Raw genomic sequence first — 16,760 nt, 5'->3', positions numbered from 1 at the left:
AAGCGCATGTGATATAAGCGAGGATGGGAGGTGATGGCGATGACCCTGGTGCGGAGGGACGCTCGCCCCATGGAGCTCACGCCCTTCCGGACCTGGAGCCCCTTCACCCTGGTGGACGAGGTCAACCGCCTCTTTGAGGAGGCCTTCTCCGACCTCGTCCGGCCCGCCGCGGCCTACGTGGCCCCGGCCGACCTCTACGAGACGGACGAGGCCCTGATCCTGGAGATGGCCGTGCCCGGGATGACCCCTGAGGACCTGGAGGTGAGCCTCGAGGGCAACAAGCTCACCATCCGGGGCCAGGTGAAGCCCGTGGCCGACGAGCGGGTGCGGCGGTACTACCTCCAGGAGATGGCCCACGGCTCCTTCGTCCGCACCTTCACCCTGCCGGTGGAGGTGGACGCCTCCGGGGTGAAGGCGGAGTTCCGGAACGGGATCCTCCGGCTCACCCTGCCCAAGGTGGCCGAGGCGCGCGCCAGGCGGATCCCCATTGAGGTGGTCCAGTAAGGGCGTGAGGCCTTAACCCCCCTGGGTTCCCCCAGGGGGGGGGCTTACTTTAGGGCCCCGTCCAGCCGCCGCAGGGCCTCTTCCAGCACCTCGGGGTAGGTGGCGAAGTTGAGCCGGACGTAGGTGTCGTACCCCCGGCCGAAGCTCTCCCCCGGGTTCAGGGCCACCCGGGCCCGCTCCAGGAAGTACGCGGCGGCCTTGGGGAAGGGGGTCTGGATCCAGGCCAGGTAGGTTCCCTCCGGCGGGTGGTGGCCGAGCCCCCGCGCCTTGGCCCAGGCCGCCACCCGGTCCCGGTTGGCCCGAAGCTGCTCCAGGGTGGCCTTAAGCCAGGGCCCCCCTTCCTTCAGGGCCGCCTTCCAGGCGGCCATGGCCAGGACGTTGGGGAAGACGTGGGGCAGGTGGCGCTTCACGGCCTCCACCAGGGGCTTGGGGCCGAGGACCGCCCCGATGGGCAGGCCCGCCAGGTTGTAGGTCTTCCCCGGGCCCACCAGGGTGAGGGTCCTTTCCGGGAGGAAGCGGGCCAGGGGGACGTGGGGCTTCTCGTAGGTGAGGGGGGCGTGGAGCTCGTCGGAGACCACGATGAGGTCGTGCCTGCGGGCGATCTGGGCCAGGGCGGCGAGCTCCTCCTCGCCGAAGACCCGGCCCGTGGGGTTGTGGGGGTGGCAGAAGAGGAGGAGGCGGGTGGCGAAGGCCAGGCGCTCCAGCCCCGCGAGGTCCAGCCGGTAGCCTTCCGGGGTCTCCCGCAAGGGGTTGGCGAGGACGGTGCGGCGCTGGTCCCGGATGGCGGCGAGGAAGGGCGGGTAGATGGGGACCTGGGTGAGGACCCCCTGGCCCGGGGCGGTGAAGGCGGCCACGGCGGCGTAGAGCCCCACCACCACCCCGGGCATGAAGGCGAGCTCCGCCTCGAGGCCCAGGGCCTCCAGGATCAGCTCCCTGAGCTCCCGGTCCCCCTCCCGGGGCGGGTAGCCGAGAAAGCCCCGGGCCCGCTCGGCGAGGGCTTGCTGGATCGCCTCGGCCGGGGGGAAGTCCATGTCCGCCACCCAGAGGGGGAGGACGTCCTCGGGGTAGGTGCCCCACTTGAGGGAGCCGGTGCGGGGAGGCAGGTCCATGGGCTTATCTTACCCGGCCTCAGGTGTGGTCCTGGACCACCTCCAGCCCGTGGGCCTCGAGCCGGTCCACCAGGGCCCGCACCGCCCCCTTGACGGCCTCGGTGATGAGGGGGCTGCCGAAGCGGCTCACCCCGGCGTAGACCCCCCGGGCGCTTTTGCGGACCTCGAGGAGCAGGTCCTGGGTCAGGTCCTCCTCCTCCACGTGGGTGAGGACGTAAAACCCCTCCTTGCCCCGGGCCACCTCCAGGAAGACGGCGACCCCTTCCTTCAGGCGCACGGGGGTCTTCTCCAGGGCCAGGTCTTGGGGCAGCTCGCCGGAAAGCAGGGCGTGGGCCACGTCGTACCTCCTTAAGGGGGGCCAGGGGGCGGGGTCTTCGCGAAGCTTAATGAAGGCGGCGTGGAAGAAGGCCCGCCCCGCCTCCTTCCACTTTAGGGCGTACTTGGTGCGGAGGTGGGCCTCGGGGGGCGGCCGGACCTCCACCCGGTAGAGCCCGGTCCGCTCCGCCTCCTCCAGGGCGAAGCGGAAGTACTCCTCGTGGTCCGTGGTGAGGAGGAGGCTCCCCCCGGGCTTCAGGCGGGTGGAGAGCCTGCGGAAGAAGGCCTCCCGCAGGAGGCGCCGCTCCTGGTGCCGCTTCTTGGGCCAGGGGTCGGGGAAGTTGACAATGACCTGGTCCAGGGTCCCCGGCAAGACCAGGTTCCGAAGGGCGAAGGGGCCCTGGCCGTGGTAGAGGCGGACGTTGGCGAGGCCCTCGCGGCGCATGCGGCGAAGGGCCCGGAGGACGCTGGCCGCCGAGACCTCGGCCCCGAGGACGAGCCAGTCGGGGCGCGACCGGGCGAGCTCCGCCGTGAAGCGGCCGTCGCCGAAGCCGATCTCCAGGACCAGGGGGCCTTCCCGGCCGAAGAGGTCCTGCACTTCGGGAGGCCAGCGGTGGAGGCGGGCGGGCACGACCAGCACGGTTGCCGATTATACGGCCTCCGTCCTTGACGGGGCCTTCCCCCCGGCGCAAAATCAGAAGGATGCGCGCCGCCTTCCGTACCCTGGGGTGCAAGGTCAACCAGGTGGAGACCGAGGCCCTCTTGGGCTTCCTCAAGGCCCTGGAGCCGGAGGTGGTGCCCCTGGAGGCCGGGGGGGCGGACCTCGTGGTCATCAACTCCTGCGCCGTCACCACCACGGCGGAGGCGGACACCCGCAAGGAGGTGCGCCGGGCGAGGCGGTACAACCCCCACGCCTTCATCGTGGTCACGGGGTGCTACGCCGAGCTCGCCCCCGAGGTCCTAAAGGAGCTCGGGGCGGACGCGGTGGTCCCCAACGCCCGGAAGGCCGAGCTTCCCCGGGTGATCCTGGAGCGCTTCGGCCTTCCCTCTGACCCCATCACCACCCCGCCCAACGAGTTCTGGGGCGCGGGGGAAAGGGGGCTTTTAAACAGCCGGGTGCGGGCCTTCCTCAAGGTCCAGGACGGGTGCCAGGCGGGTTGCGCCTACTGCATCATCCCGAGGCTTAGGGGCAAGGAGCGCCACCGGGACCACCGGGAGGCCCTGGCCGAGGCCGAGGCCCTCCTCCGGATGGGCATCAAGGAGATCGTCCTCACCGGGGTGCGCCTCGGGAGCTACAAGGGGCACCCCCGGGGCCTTGCCGGGCTCGTGGAGGACCTCTACCACCTGGGGGCCAAGGTGCGGCTTTCCTCCATAGAGCCCGAGGACACGGGGGAGGACCTCCTTAAGGTGATCGGCCGCTACGCCCCCGAGGTCAGGCCCCACCTCCACCTTTCCTTGCAGACGGGCTCGGACCGGCTCCTCAAGCTCATGGGCCGCCGCTACGACAAGGCCTACTACCGGGAGTTGGTGCAGCGGGCCTACGACCTCATCCCCGGCTTCGCCCTCACCACCGACGTCATCGCCGGCCTGCCCACGGAGACGGAGGAGGAGCACCGGGAGACCCTGGCCTTCCTGGAGGAGCTCAGGCCCACCCGGGTCCACGCCTTCACCTACACGCCGAGGCCCAAGACCCGGGCGGCCTCTATGCCCCAGGTCCCCCCGGAGGTGCGGAAGCGGCGCACCAAGGAGCTCATCGCCCTGGCCCAGCGCCTGGCGGAGGAGCGGATCCGCCCCAGGCTCGGGGAGCGGGTGGAGGTCCTGGTGGAAAGGGTGCAGGGGGGCGAGGCCCTGGGCCACACCCCCGACTACTACGAGGCCCGCCTTGAGGGCGAGGCCCGCCCCGGGGAGACGGTCTGGGCCCGGGTCCACGGGGTGGAGGGGTACGTCCTTTTGGGCCGGGTGGAGGGGGTGAAGGAAGGGGCCAGGGGGCCCCTGGAGCTTCCCGTGCGGTAGGATGCTTTCCATGGAGTGCGTCTTTTGCCGCATCATCGCCGGGGAACTCCCCTCCAGAAAGGTCTACGAGGACGAGGGCTTCGTGGCCTTCCACGACATCAGGCCCAAGGCCCCGGTGCACGTCCTGGTGGTGCCCAAGGAGCACGTGGAGAAGCTCTCCGACTACCCCGACACCGAGGAAGGGGAGAGGAAGCTCGGGGCCCTCTTCCGCACCGCGAACCGGGTGGCGCGGCTTTTGGGCCTTCAGGGCTACCGGGTCCAGGTGAACGTGGGGGAGAAGGGGGGGCAGGAGGTCTTCCACGTCCACGTGCACGTCATGGGCGGATGGGGATGAGGAAGCGGTCCAGGAGCTTCCCCTGGGGGTCCAGGGCGTAGCCCAAAAGGCCCTCCCGCCCCACCTCCAGGAAGAGGGCGTGGTGGGCCACGGCCAGGGCCCGGCTCCAGGGGAGGGGAGGGCGGGTGCGGTAAAGGCCCGCGCCCCCGCCTCCCGTCACCACGTGGAGGAGGCCCTGGACCTCCAGGCGCTCGTAGTGGTGGTCGTGGCCCGCGAGGACCAGGGCCACCCCGTGGCGGCGGAGGAGGGGCTCTAGGAGGCTCCTTAAGGCGGGGCTTCCCCCGTGGAGCCCCGAGGAGTAGAGGGGGCGGTGGAGGAGGAGGGCCTTGAGGGGGGCGGTGGAGCTTTGCAGGGCCTTCTCCAGCCAGGCCCTCTGGGCCCTGAGGTCGCCTTCCGTGTAGAGGACGAAGACCTCGAGGCCGCCGAAGCGGACCCGGTAGTGGGGCCTCTCCAGGCCGAAGCGGCGGAGCTGGGCCTCGAGGTTCGGGGCGTCGTGGTTGCCGAAGGCGGGGTAGAGGGGGACGGGGGGGAGGTCTTGAAGGTAGGCCTCCACCACCCGCCCTCTAGGGTAGAAGTTGTCCCCGGCGGTGAGGAGGGCGGTGAGGGGGCTTTGGGCGTGCTCCTTGCGGAGGAGGGCCGCCACCTGGGCCCGCCCCCTGGTGTCCGCCCCCCAGTCCCCGATCACCCCCAGGCGCTGGGCCTGGGCCAGGGTGAGGGCGAAAAGAAAGGGGACGAAGAGGCGCAGGAGGCGAGCGCCCGTCCCTCGGTGGCCAAGCATGGCCCCGGCCCCCCGCTCTGAGGAACGCCGCTTAGGCTTCCGCCGCCCCGTGGGGGCGGATGTTGGCCTCCTCCACGCCCGCCTTCTCCACCACCTCCTCCGCCACCAGGATGGGCGCCCCCGCCCTGAGGGCCAGGGCCATGGCGTCGGAGGGACGGGCGTCCACCTCCAGCTCAATCCCCCGGTGCTCCAGGATGAGGCGGGCGTAAAAGGTGCCGTCCCTAAGGTCAACGATCTCCACCCGCTTGAGCTTGGCCTGGAGCATCTCCATCACCGAGAGGAGGAGGTCGGGGGTGAGGGGCCTTGGGGGCTTTTCCCCTTGGAGGGCCACCACGATGTGGTGGGCCTCGAGGGGGCCGATGACGATGGGGAGGAGCTTGTCGTTTTCCGTCCTGAGCAGGACCACCACGCTGCCGTTCTGGGGGTCCACGCCCAGGGTTTCAATCTTGGCGTGCAGCATGCCCTCAGTATAGACTGGGCCCGTGAGGACCTACCCCGTTGAGATCGCCGGCGTGCGCAGGGAGCTCCCCATCGTCCAGGTGGGGCCGGGCGTGGCCGTGGCCCTGCTCAACCTTTTGGGGGACACCGAGCTCACCGAGGCGGCCGCCGAAGCGCTGGCCAAGCGGCTTCCCCCGGAGGTGGAGGTCCTGGTCACCCCCGAGGTCAAGGCCGTGCCCCTGGCCCACGCCCTCTCCCGCATCACGGGCAAGCCCTACGTGGTGGCCCGCAAGACGGAAAAGCCCTACATGATCAACCCCGTGAGCCGCCAGGTGCTCTCCATCACCACGGGGAAGCCCCAGCTTCTGGTGCTGGACGGGGCCGACATCCCCCGGGTTCGGGGCAAGAAGGTGGCCATCGTGGACGACGTGGTGTCCACCGGCTCCACCCTGGCGGGGCTGAGGGAGCTCATTGAGAGCGTGGGGGGTGAGGTGGTCGCCGTCCTCGCCGTCTTCACCGAGGGCACGCCCCGCCAGGACGTCGTGGCCCTCGGCCACCTTCCCCTCTTCAAGCCGGAGTAGGAGGACCCTATGGAGACCTACCCCATCACCGTAGGCGGCGTGACGCGGCACGTGCCCCTCATTGAGCCCCTTCCGGGGAGGCGCATCCCACTGGTGGAGTTCCTGGGGGACCCGGAGTTCACCCGGGCCGCGGCCGAGGCCCTAAGGCCTTTGGTGCCCAAGGAGGCGGAGATCCTCTTCACCACGGAGACGAGCCCCATCCCCCTCACCCACGTCCTGGCGGAGGCGCTGGGCCTGCCCTACGTGGTGGCCCGCAGGCGCCGCCGCCCCTACATGGAGGACCCCATCATCCAGGAGGTCCAGACCCTGACCCTCGGGGTGGGGGAGGTGCTTTGGCTGGACCGGCGCTTCGCGGAAAAGCTCCTCAACCAGAGGGTGGTCCTGGTTTCCGACGTGGTGGCGAGCGGGGAGACCATGAGGGCCATGGAGAAGATGGTCCTCCGGGCGGGAGGGCACGTGGTGGCCCGCCTGGCGGTCTTCCGCCAGGGCACGCCCGGCCTCGCCGTGGACACGGTGGCGGAGCTTCCCGTGCTCTAAGCCCGGCGCCCTGGCGCCCCTATGGGCGCGTAGACCTCCGCCCGGAGGCCGAGCCTCCGGGCGGCCTCCACGTTCTCGGGGTCGTCGTCCAGGTAGAGGGTCTCCTCAGGGGCGAGGCCCAGGCCCTCCAGGGCGAGGAGGAAGGCCCGGGGGTCGGGCTTGGCCACCCCCAGGGCGCAGGAGGCGAAGAAGCCGTCCACGTACCGGGCGAGGCCGTGGTGGGCCAGGCTTTCCCGGAGGCTCGGCAGGGTGTTGGAGAGGACGCCTACCTTGAGGTTCCGGGCCTTGAGCCTGTGCAGTAGGCGCTCGGCCCCGGGGGCGGGCCGCATGAAGCGGTAGTACCTCCAGGGGAGAAGCTCCTCGGGCGGCACCCGTAGCTCCCGGGCCACCTCGAGGACCAGGGTCCGCCAGAGGGCCTCCTCCTCCTCCAGGGTCCGCACCGCAAGCCCCCGCACCGCCTCGTTCAAGGCCCGCACCGCGCGGGCCAAGGCGGCCAGGCTCCGCTCCAGCCCGGCGCCCCGCGCCGCAAGCTCCACGGCCTTCCGGTAAAGGGCCTTCTCGTCCAAAAGGAGGAGGACCCCATCGCGGTCCAAAAGGGCCCCGCGCATGGGGCCTAGTCTAGCAGGCCCCCGGGGCCCGGGGCTGGGCGTTTGACCGCCTCCACCCCCGCCTCCGTGGCCAGGTGGTCCACGGGCACGTCCCAGGGGTCCCGGGGGAGGGCGGGGAAGAGGAGGGCCTGGGGCACCACGCCCACGGTGGCGGCCCGCACCTCCTTGAGGAAGCGGTCGTAGAACCCCTGGCCGTGCCCCAGGCGGTACCCCTCCCGGTCAAAGGCCAGGCCCGGCACCACCACCAGGTCCAGGACCCGGGGGTCCTCCGGCGGGGTGGTGGGCTCGAGGAGGCCGAAGGGCCCGGGGGCGAGGGGGCCGAAGGGGTGGACGGTGAGCCCCTTCCCCGCCACCTTGGGCAGGTAGTAGCGGGCGGGGTAAGCCTCCATCAGGGGCAGGAGGTTGAGCTCATGGGGCAGGGGGTGGTAGAGGAGGATGTGCCGGAAGCCCCGCTCCCGTAGCCAAGGGAGGAGGGCGGCCCCCACGGCCCGGGAAAGGGCCTTAAGGTCCAGCCTTCGCCAGGCGGCCCGGGCCCTGCGGCGGAGCTCGGCCTTGGTCACGGGGGGAGGGTACCACGCCCGCCTCTTGACACTCAAGAAGGCTAAGCGTCAAAATCCCATTGGGGAGGGAAGGGTATGCCGATCTACGTCTACAAGGGCTTGGAGACGGGAAACTACTACGAGTTTGAGCAGGGCTTTCACGACGAACCCCTCAAGGCCCACCCCGAGACGGGGGAGCCCTTGAAGCGGGTCATCACCCCCCCGGCCATCATCTTCAAGGGCTCGGGCTGGCACGTGAAGGACTACGCCAAGAAGGACTCCGGCGCCAAGAAGGAAGAGGGTTCGGACACCAAGGACAAGGAGGACTAGTCCCCTTTCTCCCCGTTTCCTTCGCCCGGCTGGCGCGGGGAGCTTTTGGGCGGCCCCGTTCTGGTAGGGGGCGCCCAGGGCACCACCTGGTCCCCCGGGGCGAGGGAGAGGAGCCCCTCCCGCACCTCCAGCACGCCCCGGTAGGCGGTCCCGGGGGCGTAGACCTCCCCCGGGCTTAGCCGCTTGACCTGGAGCACCCGCAGGGTCCCGTCCAGGAAGGCCACCACCACGGGGAAGCGGTAGCCCTCGGCGCTGAAGGGGGCGTCCGTGGCCTCGGGGAAGAGGTAGAGGAGGGCTTCCAGCCCCTCCTCCCGCAGGCCGAGGCCCCGCCGCCAGGCCTCCGGGGTCCGGGCCACCCGCCCCCGGAGGGTGTGGGGGCCTTCCGGGGTGAGGACGGTGAGGACCTCGGCCGGAGGGGGGGCCTGGAGGCGCCGCGCCGCGAGCAGGTAGCCCATAAAGGAGAGGACGGAGAGGAGGACGAGGAGGGCGAAGGCCAAAAGGGGGAGGAAGGGGTTCCGCTCCACTGGCTTCATCTCACCGCTGGGGCCAGCGCTTCAGGGCCTCCCCCCCGACCCGGGCCCCCTCGGCGAGGCCGCGGCGGCGGAACCAGCCCTGGTTCACCTCCAGGGCCCCTTGGTAGACCACGCCCGGGTAGTAGACGGGGCAGGGGTCGGCCCGGCAGGGCTCCATGTCCAGGATGCGCAGGATAACGCCTTGCCGGTCAAAGAAGGCGATGGAAAGGGGGATGAGGGTGTTTTTCATCCAGAACCCGCCCGCCGTGGGCTCGGGGAAGAGGAAGACCATGCCCTCGTCCTCGCCGAGGCGCTCGCGGAACATGAGGCCCTGGGCCCAGCGCTCCGGGGTGTCGGCCACCTCCACCTTGAGGAGGTGGCGCTTGCCGTTCCCCTCCACGTAGAGGGTGCTCTTGGGGAAGGTGAGGGCCAGGGCGAGCCCTAAAAGGCCCAAGAGTCCCCAAAGCCGGTGGCGCATGGGCCCATTATGGCAGAAGGGGCCGGAGGTGGGCCTGGATCGCCCTCGCGATCTCCTCCTCGGGGAGGGTGGCGTCCAGGACCACGAAGCGCCCGGGCTCGGCCCGGGCGAGGGCCAGGTACCCCTCCCGCACCCTGCGGAAGAACTCCAGGCCGAGTCCTTCCAGGCGGTCCGGGCGGCGCACCCGGCGGAGGGCGGCCTCCGGGGGCAGGTCCAGGAGGAAGGTGAGCCGGGGCTTAAGCCCCCGGGTCGCCTCCCGGGCCACCTCCCGCAGCCAGGGGAGGGGGAGGCCCCGGCCATAGCCTTGGTAGGCCAGGCTGGAGTCCAGGTAGCGGTCGGAGATCACCACCTTCCCCGCGGCGAGGCCGGGGAGGATCACCTTGCGCACGTGCTCTGCCCGGTCGGCGCTGAAGAGGAGGTACTCCGCCTCGGGGGAAAGCTCTTGGGTGAGGAGGAGGCTCCGCACCTCGGGAAGCCCTCCCCCGGGTTCCCGGGTGAGGAGGACGGGGCGGCCCTGGGCCTCCAGGAAGGCGGCGAGCCGCCTCGCCTGGGTGGTCTTGCCGCTGCCGTCCAGGCCCTCGAGGGTGAGGAAGAGCCCCGGCATCTAAAGCCCCGTGGGGTGGTCCAGGAAGACCCAGGGGAGGCCGAAGCGGGCCTCGAGGTGGGCGGCGAGGGCCTTCACCCCGAAGGTCTCCGTGTCGTAGTGGCCGGCGTAAATGACGTTGAGGCCCCGCTCAAAGGTCTCGTGAAAGACGCTGTGCTTGGGCTCCCCGGTGACGAAGAGGTCGGCGTCCACCTTGGGGAGGAGGCCCGTTCCCGAGCCTGAGACGAGGATCACCGTCTCCACGTGGTCCAGGCCTCCTTGGTGCACCAAAGGCTGCATCCCGGTGAGCTGGCCCAGGCGGTCGGCCACCTGCAGGAGGGGGGTGGGCTGGGGGAAGCGCCCTTTCACCCCCACGTCCCAGGGCGTGAGGTCCACAAGCCCGAGCTCCCGGGCCAGGACGAAGTTGTTGCCCACCTCCTCGTGGGCGTCCAGGGGCAGGTGGGCGGCGTAGAGGTTGATCCCCCCTTGGAAGAGGGTCTCCAGGCGGCGCTTGTGGTGGCCCACGATGGGGAAGGGCTTTCCCCAGAAGAGGCCGTGGTGGACGATGAGGAAGTCCACCTCCTCTTCCAGGGCCTTCCGGAAGATGGCCTCCCCGGCGTCCACCGCCGCCCCCACCTTGCGGACGGTCCTCTTCCCCTCCACCTGGAGGCCGTTCAGGGAGGGGTCCTGGGGGAAGTCCTGGATCCTCAGGTAGGCGTCCAGGTAGCGCACCAGCTCGTCCCGGTCCATGGGGAAAGCTTACCCGATGCCTCCCGGGGGGCTTTGCGGGCGGATGACCGGTCAGTATTATGACGGCATGGAGCCCGAAACCCTGCTGAAGCTCCGCTTCCTCTCCGACCTCACCCCAGGCCCTGAGGGCCTTCCCCTCTTCCTCCTCACGGAGATCCAGGAGGGGGATCCGCCCCGCTACCGTTCCCGCATCGCCCTCTTTGACGGGGCCTTGCGCCTCCTCACCCAGGAGGAGGCGAGAAGGCCCCGCTACCGCGCCCCCTTCCTCTACTTCCTGCGCCGGGTGGGGGAGCGGGAGGAGCTTTTCCGCCTGGACCTCCGGGGAGGCGAGGCGGAGCGTCTCACGGAGACCGCCGGGGTCCTGGACTACGCCTTGGGCCCCGGGGGCGGGGTGGCCTTCCTGGCCCTCAAGGAGGCGCCCAGGCCCGGCGGCCCCCGCCGCTTCCAAGGCTGGCCCTTCAAGTTTGACGGCCGCGGCCTCCTGCCCGAGGGGAACGTGGCCCTCTACGCCCTGGAGGAGGGCAAGGTCCGCCTCCTCCTGGACCGCTACCCCCCGCCCAAGGAGATGGTCTACGCCCCCGAGGGGCTCTATTTGGTCATGCCCGAGGACGCCCGGGCCCAGGCGGAGGGCCGGGACACCCTCTTCCTCCTCCGGGAGGGGCGGCTGGAGAAGGTCTATGGGGGCGTGGGCCCCATTTTCGCCCTGGAGTGGAGCCCCGAAGGGCTCTTCTTCCTGGGGCACGCCTTTGAGCGGGGTGGGGGCACGGAGGCGAGGCTTTACCACCTTAGGGGGGGCGAGGCCCGGGTGCTCCTCGAGGGGAGCCTCCAAAACTCCCTCAACTCCGACCTGCGCTACGGCCAGCACCCCCAGGGCCCCAGGTGGGGCGAAGACGGGGTCTATGTGGTGCGCACCGAGGCGGGGAGGGCGCGGCTTTACCGGGTGGGCCTGGACGGGAAGGCGGAGGCCCTCACCGAGGAGGGGAGCGTCCTCGCCTTCGCCCTCACGGAGCGGGGGCTTTTCCTCCTCAAGGAGGACTTCACCCACCCGGCCCGCCTCGAGGGCCCCTTGGGCACCTTTGACCCCAACGCCGGGGTCTTGGACCTGGCCGAGCCCCTCTACACCGAGTGGACAAGCCCCGAGGGGCACAAGGTCCCGGGGTGGGTCCTTTTGCCCGAGGGGGAGGGACCCCACCCGGTGATCCTCTACATCCACGGGGGGCCCCACACCGCCTTCGGGGCCGCCCCCATGCTGGAGCTCCAGCTTTTCCGCCGGGCGGGCTACGCCGTGGCCTTTTCCAACCCCCGGGGCTCCACGGGCTACGGCCAGGACTTCGCCCTTTTGGAGGGGGAGTGGGGGGAGCGGGACGAGCGGGACCTCATGGGGTTCTTGGACCACGTCCTCGCCCACTTCCCCCTGGACCCCAAGCGGGTGGGGGTGGCGGGGGGAAGCTACGGCGGGTACATGACGAACTGGCTCACGGCCCGCTACCCCGAGCGCTTCAAGGCGGCCGTCACCGACCGGAGCATCTGCAACTGGCTGAGCTTCTTCGGGGCGAGCGACATCGGCCCCCGGTTCACCTACCTGGAGCTTAAGGCCAAGCCCTGGGAAAGGTCCGAGGTCCTTTGGGAGAAGAGCCCCCTCCGCCTCGTCCACCGGGTCCGGACCCCCACCCTCGTGGTCCACTCGGAAGAGGACCACCGTTGCCCCATAGACCAGGGGGAGACCTGGTACACCGCCCTCTTCCACCTCGGGGTGAAGACCGCTTTCTTCCGGGTGCCCGAGGAAGGCCACGAGCTTTCCCGCTCGGGGCGGCCCGACCGCCGCCTGGCCCGGCTTCGGGCCTACCTGGACTGGTGGCGGGAAAACCTGTAAACCCCCTGCCTCCTTCGCCGGGTAGGGCGGGGGAGGCAGGGGGTTTTACCGGGGAGGCTTCAGGCCTGGTTCTCCGCCACGGGCTCGGGGATGGGGCCGAAGGCCTCCTCGTAGCGGGCGATGTTCTCCGCGAGGCTACGGAGGAGGGCCTTGGCGTGCTGGGGGCTGGTGACGATCCGGCTCACCACGAGGGCCCCCCCCTGGGGCTGGAGCAGGGCGAAGTCCAGGATGAACTCGTTTTTGGTGTGGGCGATGAGGGCCAGGTTGGCGTAGCGGCCCTGGGCCACGTCCTTGTCAATGTTGATGTCCAGCTTCAGCTCGTTCATGCTAACGCCTCCTCAATGCGCAGGCGCACTCCCTTGAGGGCCACCCGGGCCCGGCCCAGGTCCTGGAGGTCCTCCAGCAAGAGCAGGAGGTGGTGGCCGGCCACGGGCGCCAGGAAGAGGGCGCCCTCGGGGTACTCTACCACGAGCTCCGCCACCTCCTCCCCCTGGCTTTGGGCCAGGGCCACGCCCAGGCCCAAAAGGGCGGCGGCCCGCTCCGCCGCGCCGGAGGCCTCCCCCACCGCCTCCAGGAGGAGGCCGTCGGGGCGGAGCAGGNCCGCTCCCCGGACGCCCCGCTCCAAAAGGCCCTCGAGGACCTCCCTCAGCCTTCCCTCCACGCTTCCTCCAGCCTCAGGGCGATGCGGGAAAGCTCCTGTCCCACGGCCTTGCGGTTCAGGCCCCGGTGGACCACCGCCCCCAGGAGGAACTCCCCCACCCGGACGGCCAGGACCTCCCGGTCCTCCGTGGCCAGGGTGAAGCGGAGGACCTTCCCGCCCAGGGCCTGGGCCAGGGGGTCCATGCGCCGCGCCAAGGCGGCGAGCTCCGCCGCCAGGGCCTCGGCGGAAGGCGGCCCCTGGCCCAAGGCCTCAATGACCAGGCCGTCCATCCCCGTGAACACCGCCTGGTCCACGCCCAAGGCCGACAAGCCCGTCAAGTAGGCCATGCCACCACCCCCCCTGCCCGGTCCAGAAGGCGCCGGGCGGCCAGCCGCGCCTGGCCCAGGTTGGCCTCCGGGGTGAGGAGGAGAAGGAGGAAGAGGGGTTCCGGGTCCCGGGTGCGCATGCTCCTCAGGTAGCCTACCACGCCCGTCCCCCCCACCAGGAGCTCGCCCACCTCCTCCGCCCCCAGGCTCCGGGCGTAGGCCGCCCGGGCCTGCCGCCACAAGGCGGCGTGCTCCGCGATGGCGGCCTCGAGGTCCAGGGGGCGCTTCCTCACCCCCTCCACCAGGAGGCCGTCCGCGGTGCCGATGGCCGCCGCCAGGCTCCCCTCCACCCGGTCCAGTAGGTCTTGGAGAAGCTCGGGTCCGATCCGCATCCCTAGACGGGCCGCCTCCCCTCCAGGGCCCGGCCCAGGGTCACCTCGTCGGCGTACTCCAGGCTCCCCCCCACGGGGAGGCCGTAGGCGGGCCGGGTCACCCGCACCCCCCGCTTCTTCAGCTCCTCGGCGAGGTAGAGGGCGGTGGCCTCCCCCTCCACGGTCATGGAGGTGGCGAGGACCACCTCCTCCACGCCTTCCAGCCGCCGGAAGAGGCCCTCCAGGTTGAGCTCCTTGGGGCCGATGCCCTCCAGGGGGTTCAAGGCCCCTCCCAGGACGTGGTAGAGGCCCCGGAACTCCCCGCTCCGCTCCAGGGCGTACAGGTCGGCCACGCTCTCCACCACGGCGAGGAGGGAGCGGTCCCGGTCCTCGTCCTGGCAGATGGGGCAGAGCTCCCCCTCGGCCAGGTTGCCGCACTCGCGGCAGGCCCGGACCCGCTTGATCCCCTCCAGGGCCTCCGCCAGGGCCTCGGCCTCCTCCTTGTGGAAGGCGAGGTGGAGGGCCAGGCGCTGGGCCGTCTTGGGGCCGATGCCGGGGAGGCGGGAGAGGGCCCGGGTGAGCTTGAGGAGGCTTTCCGGGTAGCGCATCTAAAAGAGCTTCCCCAGCATCTGCCCCACGCCCCCGAGCTCCTTGGCCATCTCCTTCTCCGAGAGCTCGTGGGCCTTGGTCTGGGCGTCCTGGATGGCCACCAGAAGGAGGTCCTCGAGGCCCTCCGGGTCGTCCTGGAAGGCCTTGAGGGCCTCGGGCTTGAGCCTCAGGGCGAGGATCTTCCCGTGGCCGTTCGCCTCCACCTCCACGAGGCCCTGGGCCGAGCCCACCACGGTCATCCGCTCCAGGCGCTCCTGCACCTCGGCGGCCTTCTTCTGAGCCTTCTGCGCTTCCTTGAGAAGCTTCTGGAAGTTCATCGTCCCTCCCCTATGAGTATAGTGGAAGGCATGGAGCGCCCAAGGAGGCTGCGTTCGCCTCTTCTCCGCCCCCTGGTGGCCGAGGTGGAGCTTTCCCCAAAGCACCTCATCCTCCCCCTCTTCGTGAAGGAGGGGGGGGAGAAGGAGGAGGTTTCCTCCATGCCCGGGGTCTTCCGCCACCCCCTCTCCGGGCTTCCCCGCGTGGCGGAGGAGGCCTTGAAGGCGGGCCTCGGCGGGGTCATCCTCTTCGGCGTCCTGCCCCAGGAGGCCAAGGACCCCATGGGGAGGGGGGCCTACGCCGAGGACGGGGTGGTGCAGCGGGCCATACGGCTTCTCAAGCGGGAGTTCCCCGAGCTTCTCGTCCTCGCCGACACCTGCCTTTGCGAGTACACGGACCACGGCCACTGCGGCGTGGTGAAGGAGGGCCCCCTGGGCTTCTACGTGGACAACGACGCCACCTTAGACCTCCTCGCCAGGACCGCCCTCTCCCAGGCCCAGGCGGGGGCGGACGTGGTGGCCCCGAGCGCCATGATGGACGGGCAGGTTAAGGCCATCCGGGAGGCGTTGGACCGGGGGGGGTTCGCCCACGTGCCCATCCTCTCCTACGCGGTGAAGTACGCCTCCGCCTTCTACGGGCCCTTCCGGGAGGCGGCCCAAAGCGCCCCGGGCTTCGGCGACCGCTCGGGCTACCAGATGGACCCCCGGGCGGGCCTGTGGGACGCCCTTCGCGAGGCGGCTTTGGACGATTTAGAAGGTGCGGACATGCTCATGGTGAAGCCCGCCCTGCCTTATCTGGACGTGCTTTCCGCCCTGAAGGGACGCTTCGCCAAGCCCCTCTTCGCCTACCAGGTCTCCGGGGAGTACGCCATGCTCAAGGCCGCGGCCCTCAAGGGGTGGCTGGACGAGAGGCGGGCCGTGCTGGAAAGCCTCTTCGCCCTGCGCCGGGCCGGGGCCCAGGGGATCCTCACCTACTACGCCCTCGAGGCCGCCCGCTGGCTGAAGGAGGCCTAGGCCTCCTTGGGCTTAGGGGCAGGGATGCCCCCCGTGAGGAGGGTGTAGCCCGCAGCGAGGGCCACCATGGCCCCCGCGAGGAGGAAGACCCTGGGGGCGCCCAAGGGTTCCTCCAGGGCCCCGCCCCACATGGTGCCGAGGAGGACGGCGGCGTTCATCACGGCGCTGAAGGCGGCGAAGATCCGCCCCCGCATCTCCTGCGGGGTGTTGAGCTGGAGGATGGAGCGGGCGGGCACGATGAAGGCCATGTTGAGGAAGCCGCTCACGAAGAAGGCGGCGAGGACCCAGGCGTAGACGGGGAAGAGCCCCACCGAGGCCTCAAAGACCCCGAAGAGGAGAAGGGCGAGGAGGAAGAGGCGCTCCCGGGGGATCCGCCTCAGGAGGTAGGGGAGGCCCACGCCCCCCAGGATGGCCCCCAGGGCCATGGCCGCCTCCATGAAGCCGAACCCCGCCGAGCCCACCCCGAGCCACTTGAGGGCGAGGACCACGCCCAAGGCGGTCTCTACCGAGCCGAAGGCGGCGGCGGCGAAGAGGGTGCCCACGGTGCGGCGGACGGCGGGCTGGCGGAAGAGGTGGCCCAGGCCCTCCTTCACCCGCTCCAGGTACCCCGCCTTGGGCAGGGCCTGGGGCTTCAAGGGGGGAAGGCCGGCGAGGAGAAGGCCCGAGGCCAGGTAGGTGAGGGCGTCCAGGTAGAAGGCGTAGGCGGGGCCCACCCAGGCCACCAGGACCCCGGCCGCCCCCACGAAGAGGACCTCGGAGATGCGGTCGGCGAGGAGGATGAGGCCGTTGGCCTCGTCCACCTCCTCCTCGGGCACGAGGTCGGGGACCACGGCGTTTTGAATGGGGTCGTGGAGGTCTCGGAGGAGCTCCATGAGGAAGACGAGGAGGAGAAGCGCGGGAAGGCTTTGGGCCCCGAGGAGGGGGATGAGGGCCACGAGGGGGGCCCTGAGGAGGTCCGACCAGACCAGAAGCCGCTTCCGGTCCTGGGTGTCGGCCCAGGCGGAAAGCAGGGGGGAGAAGACCACGGTGCCGAGGAGCTGGGTGCCCAGCACCAGGGAGACCCAGAGGGCGTTTTCCGTGAGCAGGTAGACGAGGACGAGGAGGGCCACCCGGTGGACCTTGCTCCCCGCTTGGGAGACCAGGTAGGCCGCCACCAGGCGGGCGAAGGCCTTATGGCGCAAGACCCGCATCGCCGCTCCTTGGA

The 16,760-nt window shown here is 70.8% G+C and carries 25 protein-coding genes; 8 read left to right on the top strand and 17 right to left on the bottom strand.

What is annotated here, in order from left to right; genetic code table 11:
• Positions 1–39 precede the first annotated feature (39 nt).
• Entirely contained in the window at positions 40–504 is a 465-nt protein-coding gene (locus tag TTH_RS08205) for an Hsp20/alpha crystallin family protein (protein ID WP_011173658.1), read from the top strand.
• Positions 505–548: 44 nt separating this feature from the next.
• On the opposite strand, the gene TTH_RS08200 is transcribed toward TTH_RS08205, so the two are convergent.
• Together TTH_RS08200 and trmB are read right to left on the bottom strand one after the other, a co-directional pair.
• The gene (locus tag TTH_RS08200) at positions 549–1,613 is read right to left on the bottom strand and encodes a cystathionine beta-lyase (RefSeq protein WP_011228809.1); all 1,065 of its coding nucleotides are present in this window, start codon (positions 1,611–1,613) and stop codon (positions 549–551) included.
• Between the two features lie 19 nt (positions 1,614–1,632).
• Complete coding sequence (gene trmB, locus TTH_RS08195) at positions 1,633–2,568, bottom strand: tRNA (guanosine(46)-N7)-methyltransferase TrmB (protein ID WP_011228808.1); 936 nt, start codon at positions 2,566–2,568, stop codon at positions 1,633–1,635.
• Positions 2,569–2,630: 62 nt separating this feature from the next.
• Between trmB and TTH_RS08190 the strand changes: the two genes are divergently transcribed.
• Positions 2,631–3,941: a MiaB/RimO family radical SAM methylthiotransferase gene (locus TTH_RS08190; RefSeq protein ID WP_011173655.1), complete on the top strand. Its 1,311-nt coding sequence runs from the start codon at positions 2,631–2,633 to the stop codon at positions 3,939–3,941.
• A gap of 10 nt (positions 3,942–3,951) precedes the next feature.
• The gene (locus tag TTH_RS08185) at positions 3,952–4,275 is read left to right on the top strand and encodes a histidine triad nucleotide-binding protein (protein WP_024118710.1); all 324 of its coding nucleotides are present in this window, start codon (positions 3,952–3,954) and stop codon (positions 4,273–4,275) included.
• Here TTH_RS08185 and TTH_RS08180 read toward each other — a convergent pair.
• Both TTH_RS08180 and TTH_RS08175 read right to left on the bottom strand, forming a co-directional pair.
• The gene (locus tag TTH_RS08180; RefSeq protein WP_011228806.1) at positions 4,256–5,053 is read right to left on the bottom strand and encodes a metallophosphoesterase; all 798 of its coding nucleotides are present in this window, start codon (positions 5,051–5,053) and stop codon (positions 4,256–4,258) included. The two genes, TTH_RS08185 and TTH_RS08180, sit on opposite strands and share 20 nt — an antisense overlap.
• Before the next feature lie 31 nt (positions 5,054–5,084).
• Complete coding sequence (locus tag TTH_RS08175; RefSeq protein ID WP_008633255.1) at positions 5,085–5,513, bottom strand: bifunctional nuclease family protein; 429 nt, start codon at positions 5,511–5,513, stop codon at positions 5,085–5,087.
• Positions 5,514–5,535: 22 nt separating this feature from the next.
• Here TTH_RS08175 and TTH_RS08170 point away from each other — a divergent pair, with 22 nt between their 5' ends.
• Both TTH_RS08170 and TTH_RS08165 read left to right on the top strand, forming a co-directional pair.
• Complete coding sequence (locus TTH_RS08170) at positions 5,536–6,072, top strand: phosphoribosyltransferase family protein (protein WP_008633254.1); 537 nt, start codon at positions 5,536–5,538, stop codon at positions 6,070–6,072.
• A gap of 9 nt (positions 6,073–6,081) precedes the next feature.
• A complete protein-coding gene (locus TTH_RS08165; RefSeq protein ID WP_011173652.1) occupies positions 6,082–6,609 on the top strand; it encodes a type I phosphoribosyltransferase in 528 nt (175 codons plus the stop codon).
• Here the strand turns inward: TTH_RS08165 and TTH_RS08160 are convergent.
• Together TTH_RS08160 and TTH_RS08155 are read right to left on the bottom strand one after the other, a co-directional pair.
• Complete coding sequence (locus TTH_RS08160; protein ID WP_011228805.1) at positions 6,606–7,217, bottom strand: HAD-IA family hydrolase; 612 nt, start codon at positions 7,215–7,217, stop codon at positions 6,606–6,608. The two genes, TTH_RS08165 and TTH_RS08160, sit on opposite strands and share 4 nt — an antisense overlap.
• Before the next feature lie 5 nt (positions 7,218–7,222).
• Positions 7,223–7,777: a 5-formyltetrahydrofolate cyclo-ligase gene (locus TTH_RS08155; protein ID WP_011228804.1), complete on the bottom strand. Its 555-nt coding sequence runs from the start codon at positions 7,775–7,777 to the stop codon at positions 7,223–7,225.
• Positions 7,778–7,852: 75 nt separating this feature from the next.
• Between TTH_RS08155 and TTH_RS08150 the strand changes: the two genes are divergently transcribed.
• Positions 7,853–8,086, top strand: coding sequence for an FmdB family zinc ribbon protein (locus TTH_RS08150; protein ID WP_011228803.1), 234 nt, complete (start codon positions 7,853–7,855; stop codon positions 8,084–8,086).
• On the opposite strand, the gene TTH_RS08145 is transcribed toward TTH_RS08150, so the two are convergent.
• The 4 genes from TTH_RS08145 to TTH_RS08130 are packed head-to-tail and all read right to left on the bottom strand — an operon-like array spanning position 8,083 to position 10,409.
• On the bottom strand, positions 8,083–8,610 hold the full coding sequence (locus TTH_RS08145; RefSeq protein ID WP_309313519.1) for a DUF192 domain-containing protein: 528 nt from the start codon (positions 8,608–8,610) through the stop codon (positions 8,083–8,085). The two genes, TTH_RS08150 and TTH_RS08145, sit on opposite strands and share 4 nt — an antisense overlap.
• A 10-nt stretch (positions 8,611–8,620) precedes the next feature.
• Positions 8,621–9,076 carry a DUF192 domain-containing protein gene (locus TTH_RS08140; RefSeq protein ID WP_011173648.1) on the bottom strand — a complete coding sequence of 152 codons (456 nt, stop codon included), beginning with the start codon at positions 9,074–9,076 and terminating at the stop codon, positions 8,621–8,623.
• A 7-nt stretch (positions 9,077–9,083) separates the two neighbouring features.
• Positions 9,084–9,680 (bottom strand): dTMP kinase, encoded by a 597-nt coding sequence (gene tmk / locus TTH_RS08135; protein ID WP_011173647.1) that lies wholly within the window; start codon positions 9,678–9,680, stop codon positions 9,084–9,086.
• Positions 9,681–10,409: a Nif3-like dinuclear metal center hexameric protein gene (locus tag TTH_RS08130; protein WP_011228802.1), complete on the bottom strand. Its 729-nt coding sequence runs from the start codon at positions 10,407–10,409 to the stop codon at positions 9,681–9,683.
• Between the two features lie 67 nt (positions 10,410–10,476).
• Here TTH_RS08130 and TTH_RS08125 point away from each other — a divergent pair, with 67 nt between their 5' ends.
• On the top strand, positions 10,477–12,282 hold the full coding sequence (locus tag TTH_RS08125) for a S9 family peptidase (protein ID WP_164926065.1): 1,806 nt from the start codon (positions 10,477–10,479) through the stop codon (positions 12,280–12,282).
• Positions 12,283–12,341: 59 nt separating this feature from the next.
• On the opposite strand, the gene TTH_RS08120 is transcribed toward TTH_RS08125, so the two are convergent.
• From TTH_RS08120 to TTH_RS08095, 6 genes are all read right to left on the bottom strand, one after another.
• Positions 12,342–12,608: a DUF3467 domain-containing protein gene (locus TTH_RS08120; protein WP_011173644.1), complete on the bottom strand. Its 267-nt coding sequence runs from the start codon at positions 12,606–12,608 to the stop codon at positions 12,342–12,344.
• The gene (locus TTH_RS08115) at positions 12,605–12,943 is read right to left on the bottom strand and encodes a roadblock/LC7 domain-containing protein (RefSeq protein ID WP_011228800.1); all 339 of its coding nucleotides are present in this window, start codon (positions 12,941–12,943) and stop codon (positions 12,605–12,607) included. The genes TTH_RS08120 and TTH_RS08115 overlap by 4 nt, the downstream gene beginning before the upstream one ends.
• The gene (locus TTH_RS08110; RefSeq protein WP_011173642.1) at positions 12,928–13,269 is read right to left on the bottom strand and encodes a roadblock/LC7 domain-containing protein; all 342 of its coding nucleotides are present in this window, start codon (positions 13,267–13,269) and stop codon (positions 12,928–12,930) included. Before TTH_RS08110 ends, TTH_RS08115 begins: the two co-directional genes overlap by 16 nt.
• Positions 13,257–13,640, bottom strand: a complete 384-nt coding sequence (locus TTH_RS08105) for a roadblock/LC7 domain-containing protein (protein ID WP_011228799.1) — start codon at positions 13,638–13,640, stop codon at positions 13,257–13,259. Before TTH_RS08105 ends, TTH_RS08110 begins: the two co-directional genes overlap by 13 nt.
• A 2-nt stretch (positions 13,641–13,642) precedes the next feature.
• Positions 13,643–14,227 carry a recombination mediator RecR gene (recR, locus tag TTH_RS08100; protein WP_011228798.1) on the bottom strand — a complete coding sequence of 195 codons (585 nt, stop codon included), beginning with the start codon at positions 14,225–14,227 and terminating at the stop codon, positions 13,643–13,645.
• Positions 14,228–14,545 carry a YbaB/EbfC family nucleoid-associated protein gene (locus TTH_RS08095; protein WP_008633232.1) on the bottom strand — a complete coding sequence of 106 codons (318 nt, stop codon included), beginning with the start codon at positions 14,543–14,545 and terminating at the stop codon, positions 14,228–14,230.
• Positions 14,546–14,575: 30 nt separating this feature from the next.
• Between TTH_RS08095 and hemB the strand changes: the two genes are divergently transcribed.
• Positions 14,576–15,556 (top strand): porphobilinogen synthase, encoded by a 981-nt coding sequence (gene hemB, locus TTH_RS08090; RefSeq protein ID WP_164926064.1) that lies wholly within the window; start codon positions 14,576–14,578, stop codon positions 15,554–15,556.
• On the opposite strand, the gene TTH_RS08085 is transcribed toward hemB, so the two are convergent.
• Positions 15,553–16,746: an MFS transporter gene (locus tag TTH_RS08085; RefSeq protein ID WP_011228796.1), complete on the bottom strand. Its 1,194-nt coding sequence runs from the start codon at positions 16,744–16,746 to the stop codon at positions 15,553–15,555. The two genes, hemB and TTH_RS08085, sit on opposite strands and share 4 nt — an antisense overlap.
• Positions 16,747–16,760: the final 14 nt, after the last annotated feature.

The organism is Thermus thermophilus HB8 (genome assembly GCF_000091545.1).
GTDB classification, from domain to species: Bacteria; Deinococcota; Deinococci; order Deinococcales; family Thermaceae; genus Thermus; species Thermus thermophilus.
Note: the sequence above shows the minus strand (reverse complement) of the source record. Positions and strands in the feature narration are given on the sequence as shown.

Coding starts and splice junctions, on each gene's coding strand:
- TTH_RS08205 (WP_011173658.1), top strand. CDS start 40: ATGACCCTGGTGCGGAGGGACGCTCGCCCCATGGAGCTCACGCCCTTC.
- TTH_RS08200 (WP_011228809.1), bottom strand. CDS start 1,613: ATGGACCTGCCTCCCCGCACCGGCTCCCTCAAGTGGGGCACCTACCCC.
- TTH_RS08190 (WP_011173655.1), top strand. CDS start 2,631: ATGCGCGCCGCCTTCCGTACCCTGGGGTGCAAGGTCAACCAGGTGGAG.
- TTH_RS08185 (WP_024118710.1), top strand. CDS start 3,952: ATGGAGTGCGTCTTTTGCCGCATCATCGCCGGGGAACTCCCCTCCAGA.
- TTH_RS08180 (WP_011228806.1), bottom strand. CDS start 5,053: ATGCTTGGCCACCGAGGGACGGGCGCTCGCCTCCTGCGCCTCTTCGTC.
- TTH_RS08175 (WP_008633255.1), bottom strand. CDS start 5,513: ATGCTGCACGCCAAGATTGAAACCCTGGGCGTGGACCCCCAGAACGGC.
- TTH_RS08165 (WP_011173652.1), top strand. CDS start 6,082: ATGGAGACCTACCCCATCACCGTAGGCGGCGTGACGCGGCACGTGCCC.
- TTH_RS08160 (WP_011228805.1), bottom strand. CDS start 7,217: ATGCGCGGGGCCCTTTTGGACCGCGATGGGGTCCTCCTCCTTTTGGAC.
- TTH_RS08150 (WP_011228803.1), top strand. CDS start 7,853: ATGCCGATCTACGTCTACAAGGGCTTGGAGACGGGAAACTACTACGAG.
- TTH_RS08140 (WP_011173648.1), bottom strand. CDS start 9,076: ATGCGCCACCGGCTTTGGGGACTCTTGGGCCTTTTAGGGCTCGCCCTG.
- tmk (WP_011173647.1), bottom strand. CDS start 9,680: ATGCCGGGGCTCTTCCTCACCCTCGAGGGCCTGGACGGCAGCGGCAAG.
- TTH_RS08130 (WP_011228802.1), bottom strand. CDS start 10,409: ATGGACCGGGACGAGCTGGTGCGCTACCTGGACGCCTACCTGAGGATC.
- TTH_RS08125 (WP_164926065.1), top strand. CDS start 10,477: ATGGAGCCCGAAACCCTGCTGAAGCTCCGCTTCCTCTCCGACCTCACC.
- TTH_RS08120 (WP_011173644.1), bottom strand. CDS start 12,608: ATGAACGAGCTGAAGCTGGACATCAACATTGACAAGGACGTGGCCCAG.
- TTH_RS08110 (WP_011173642.1), bottom strand. CDS start 13,269: ATGGCCTACTTGACGGGCTTGTCGGCCTTGGGCGTGGACCAGGCGGTG.
- TTH_RS08105 (WP_011228799.1), bottom strand. CDS start 13,640: ATGCGGATCGGACCCGAGCTTCTCCAAGACCTACTGGACCGGGTGGAG.
- recR (WP_011228798.1), bottom strand. CDS start 14,227: ATGCGCTACCCGGAAAGCCTCCTCAAGCTCACCCGGGCCCTCTCCCGC.
- TTH_RS08095 (WP_008633232.1), bottom strand. CDS start 14,545: ATGAACTTCCAGAAGCTTCTCAAGGAAGCGCAGAAGGCTCAGAAGAAG.
- hemB (WP_164926064.1), top strand. CDS start 14,576: ATGGAGCGCCCAAGGAGGCTGCGTTCGCCTCTTCTCCGCCCCCTGGTG.
- TTH_RS08085 (WP_011228796.1), bottom strand. CDS start 16,746: ATGCGGGTCTTGCGCCATAAGGCCTTCGCCCGCCTGGTGGCGGCCTAC.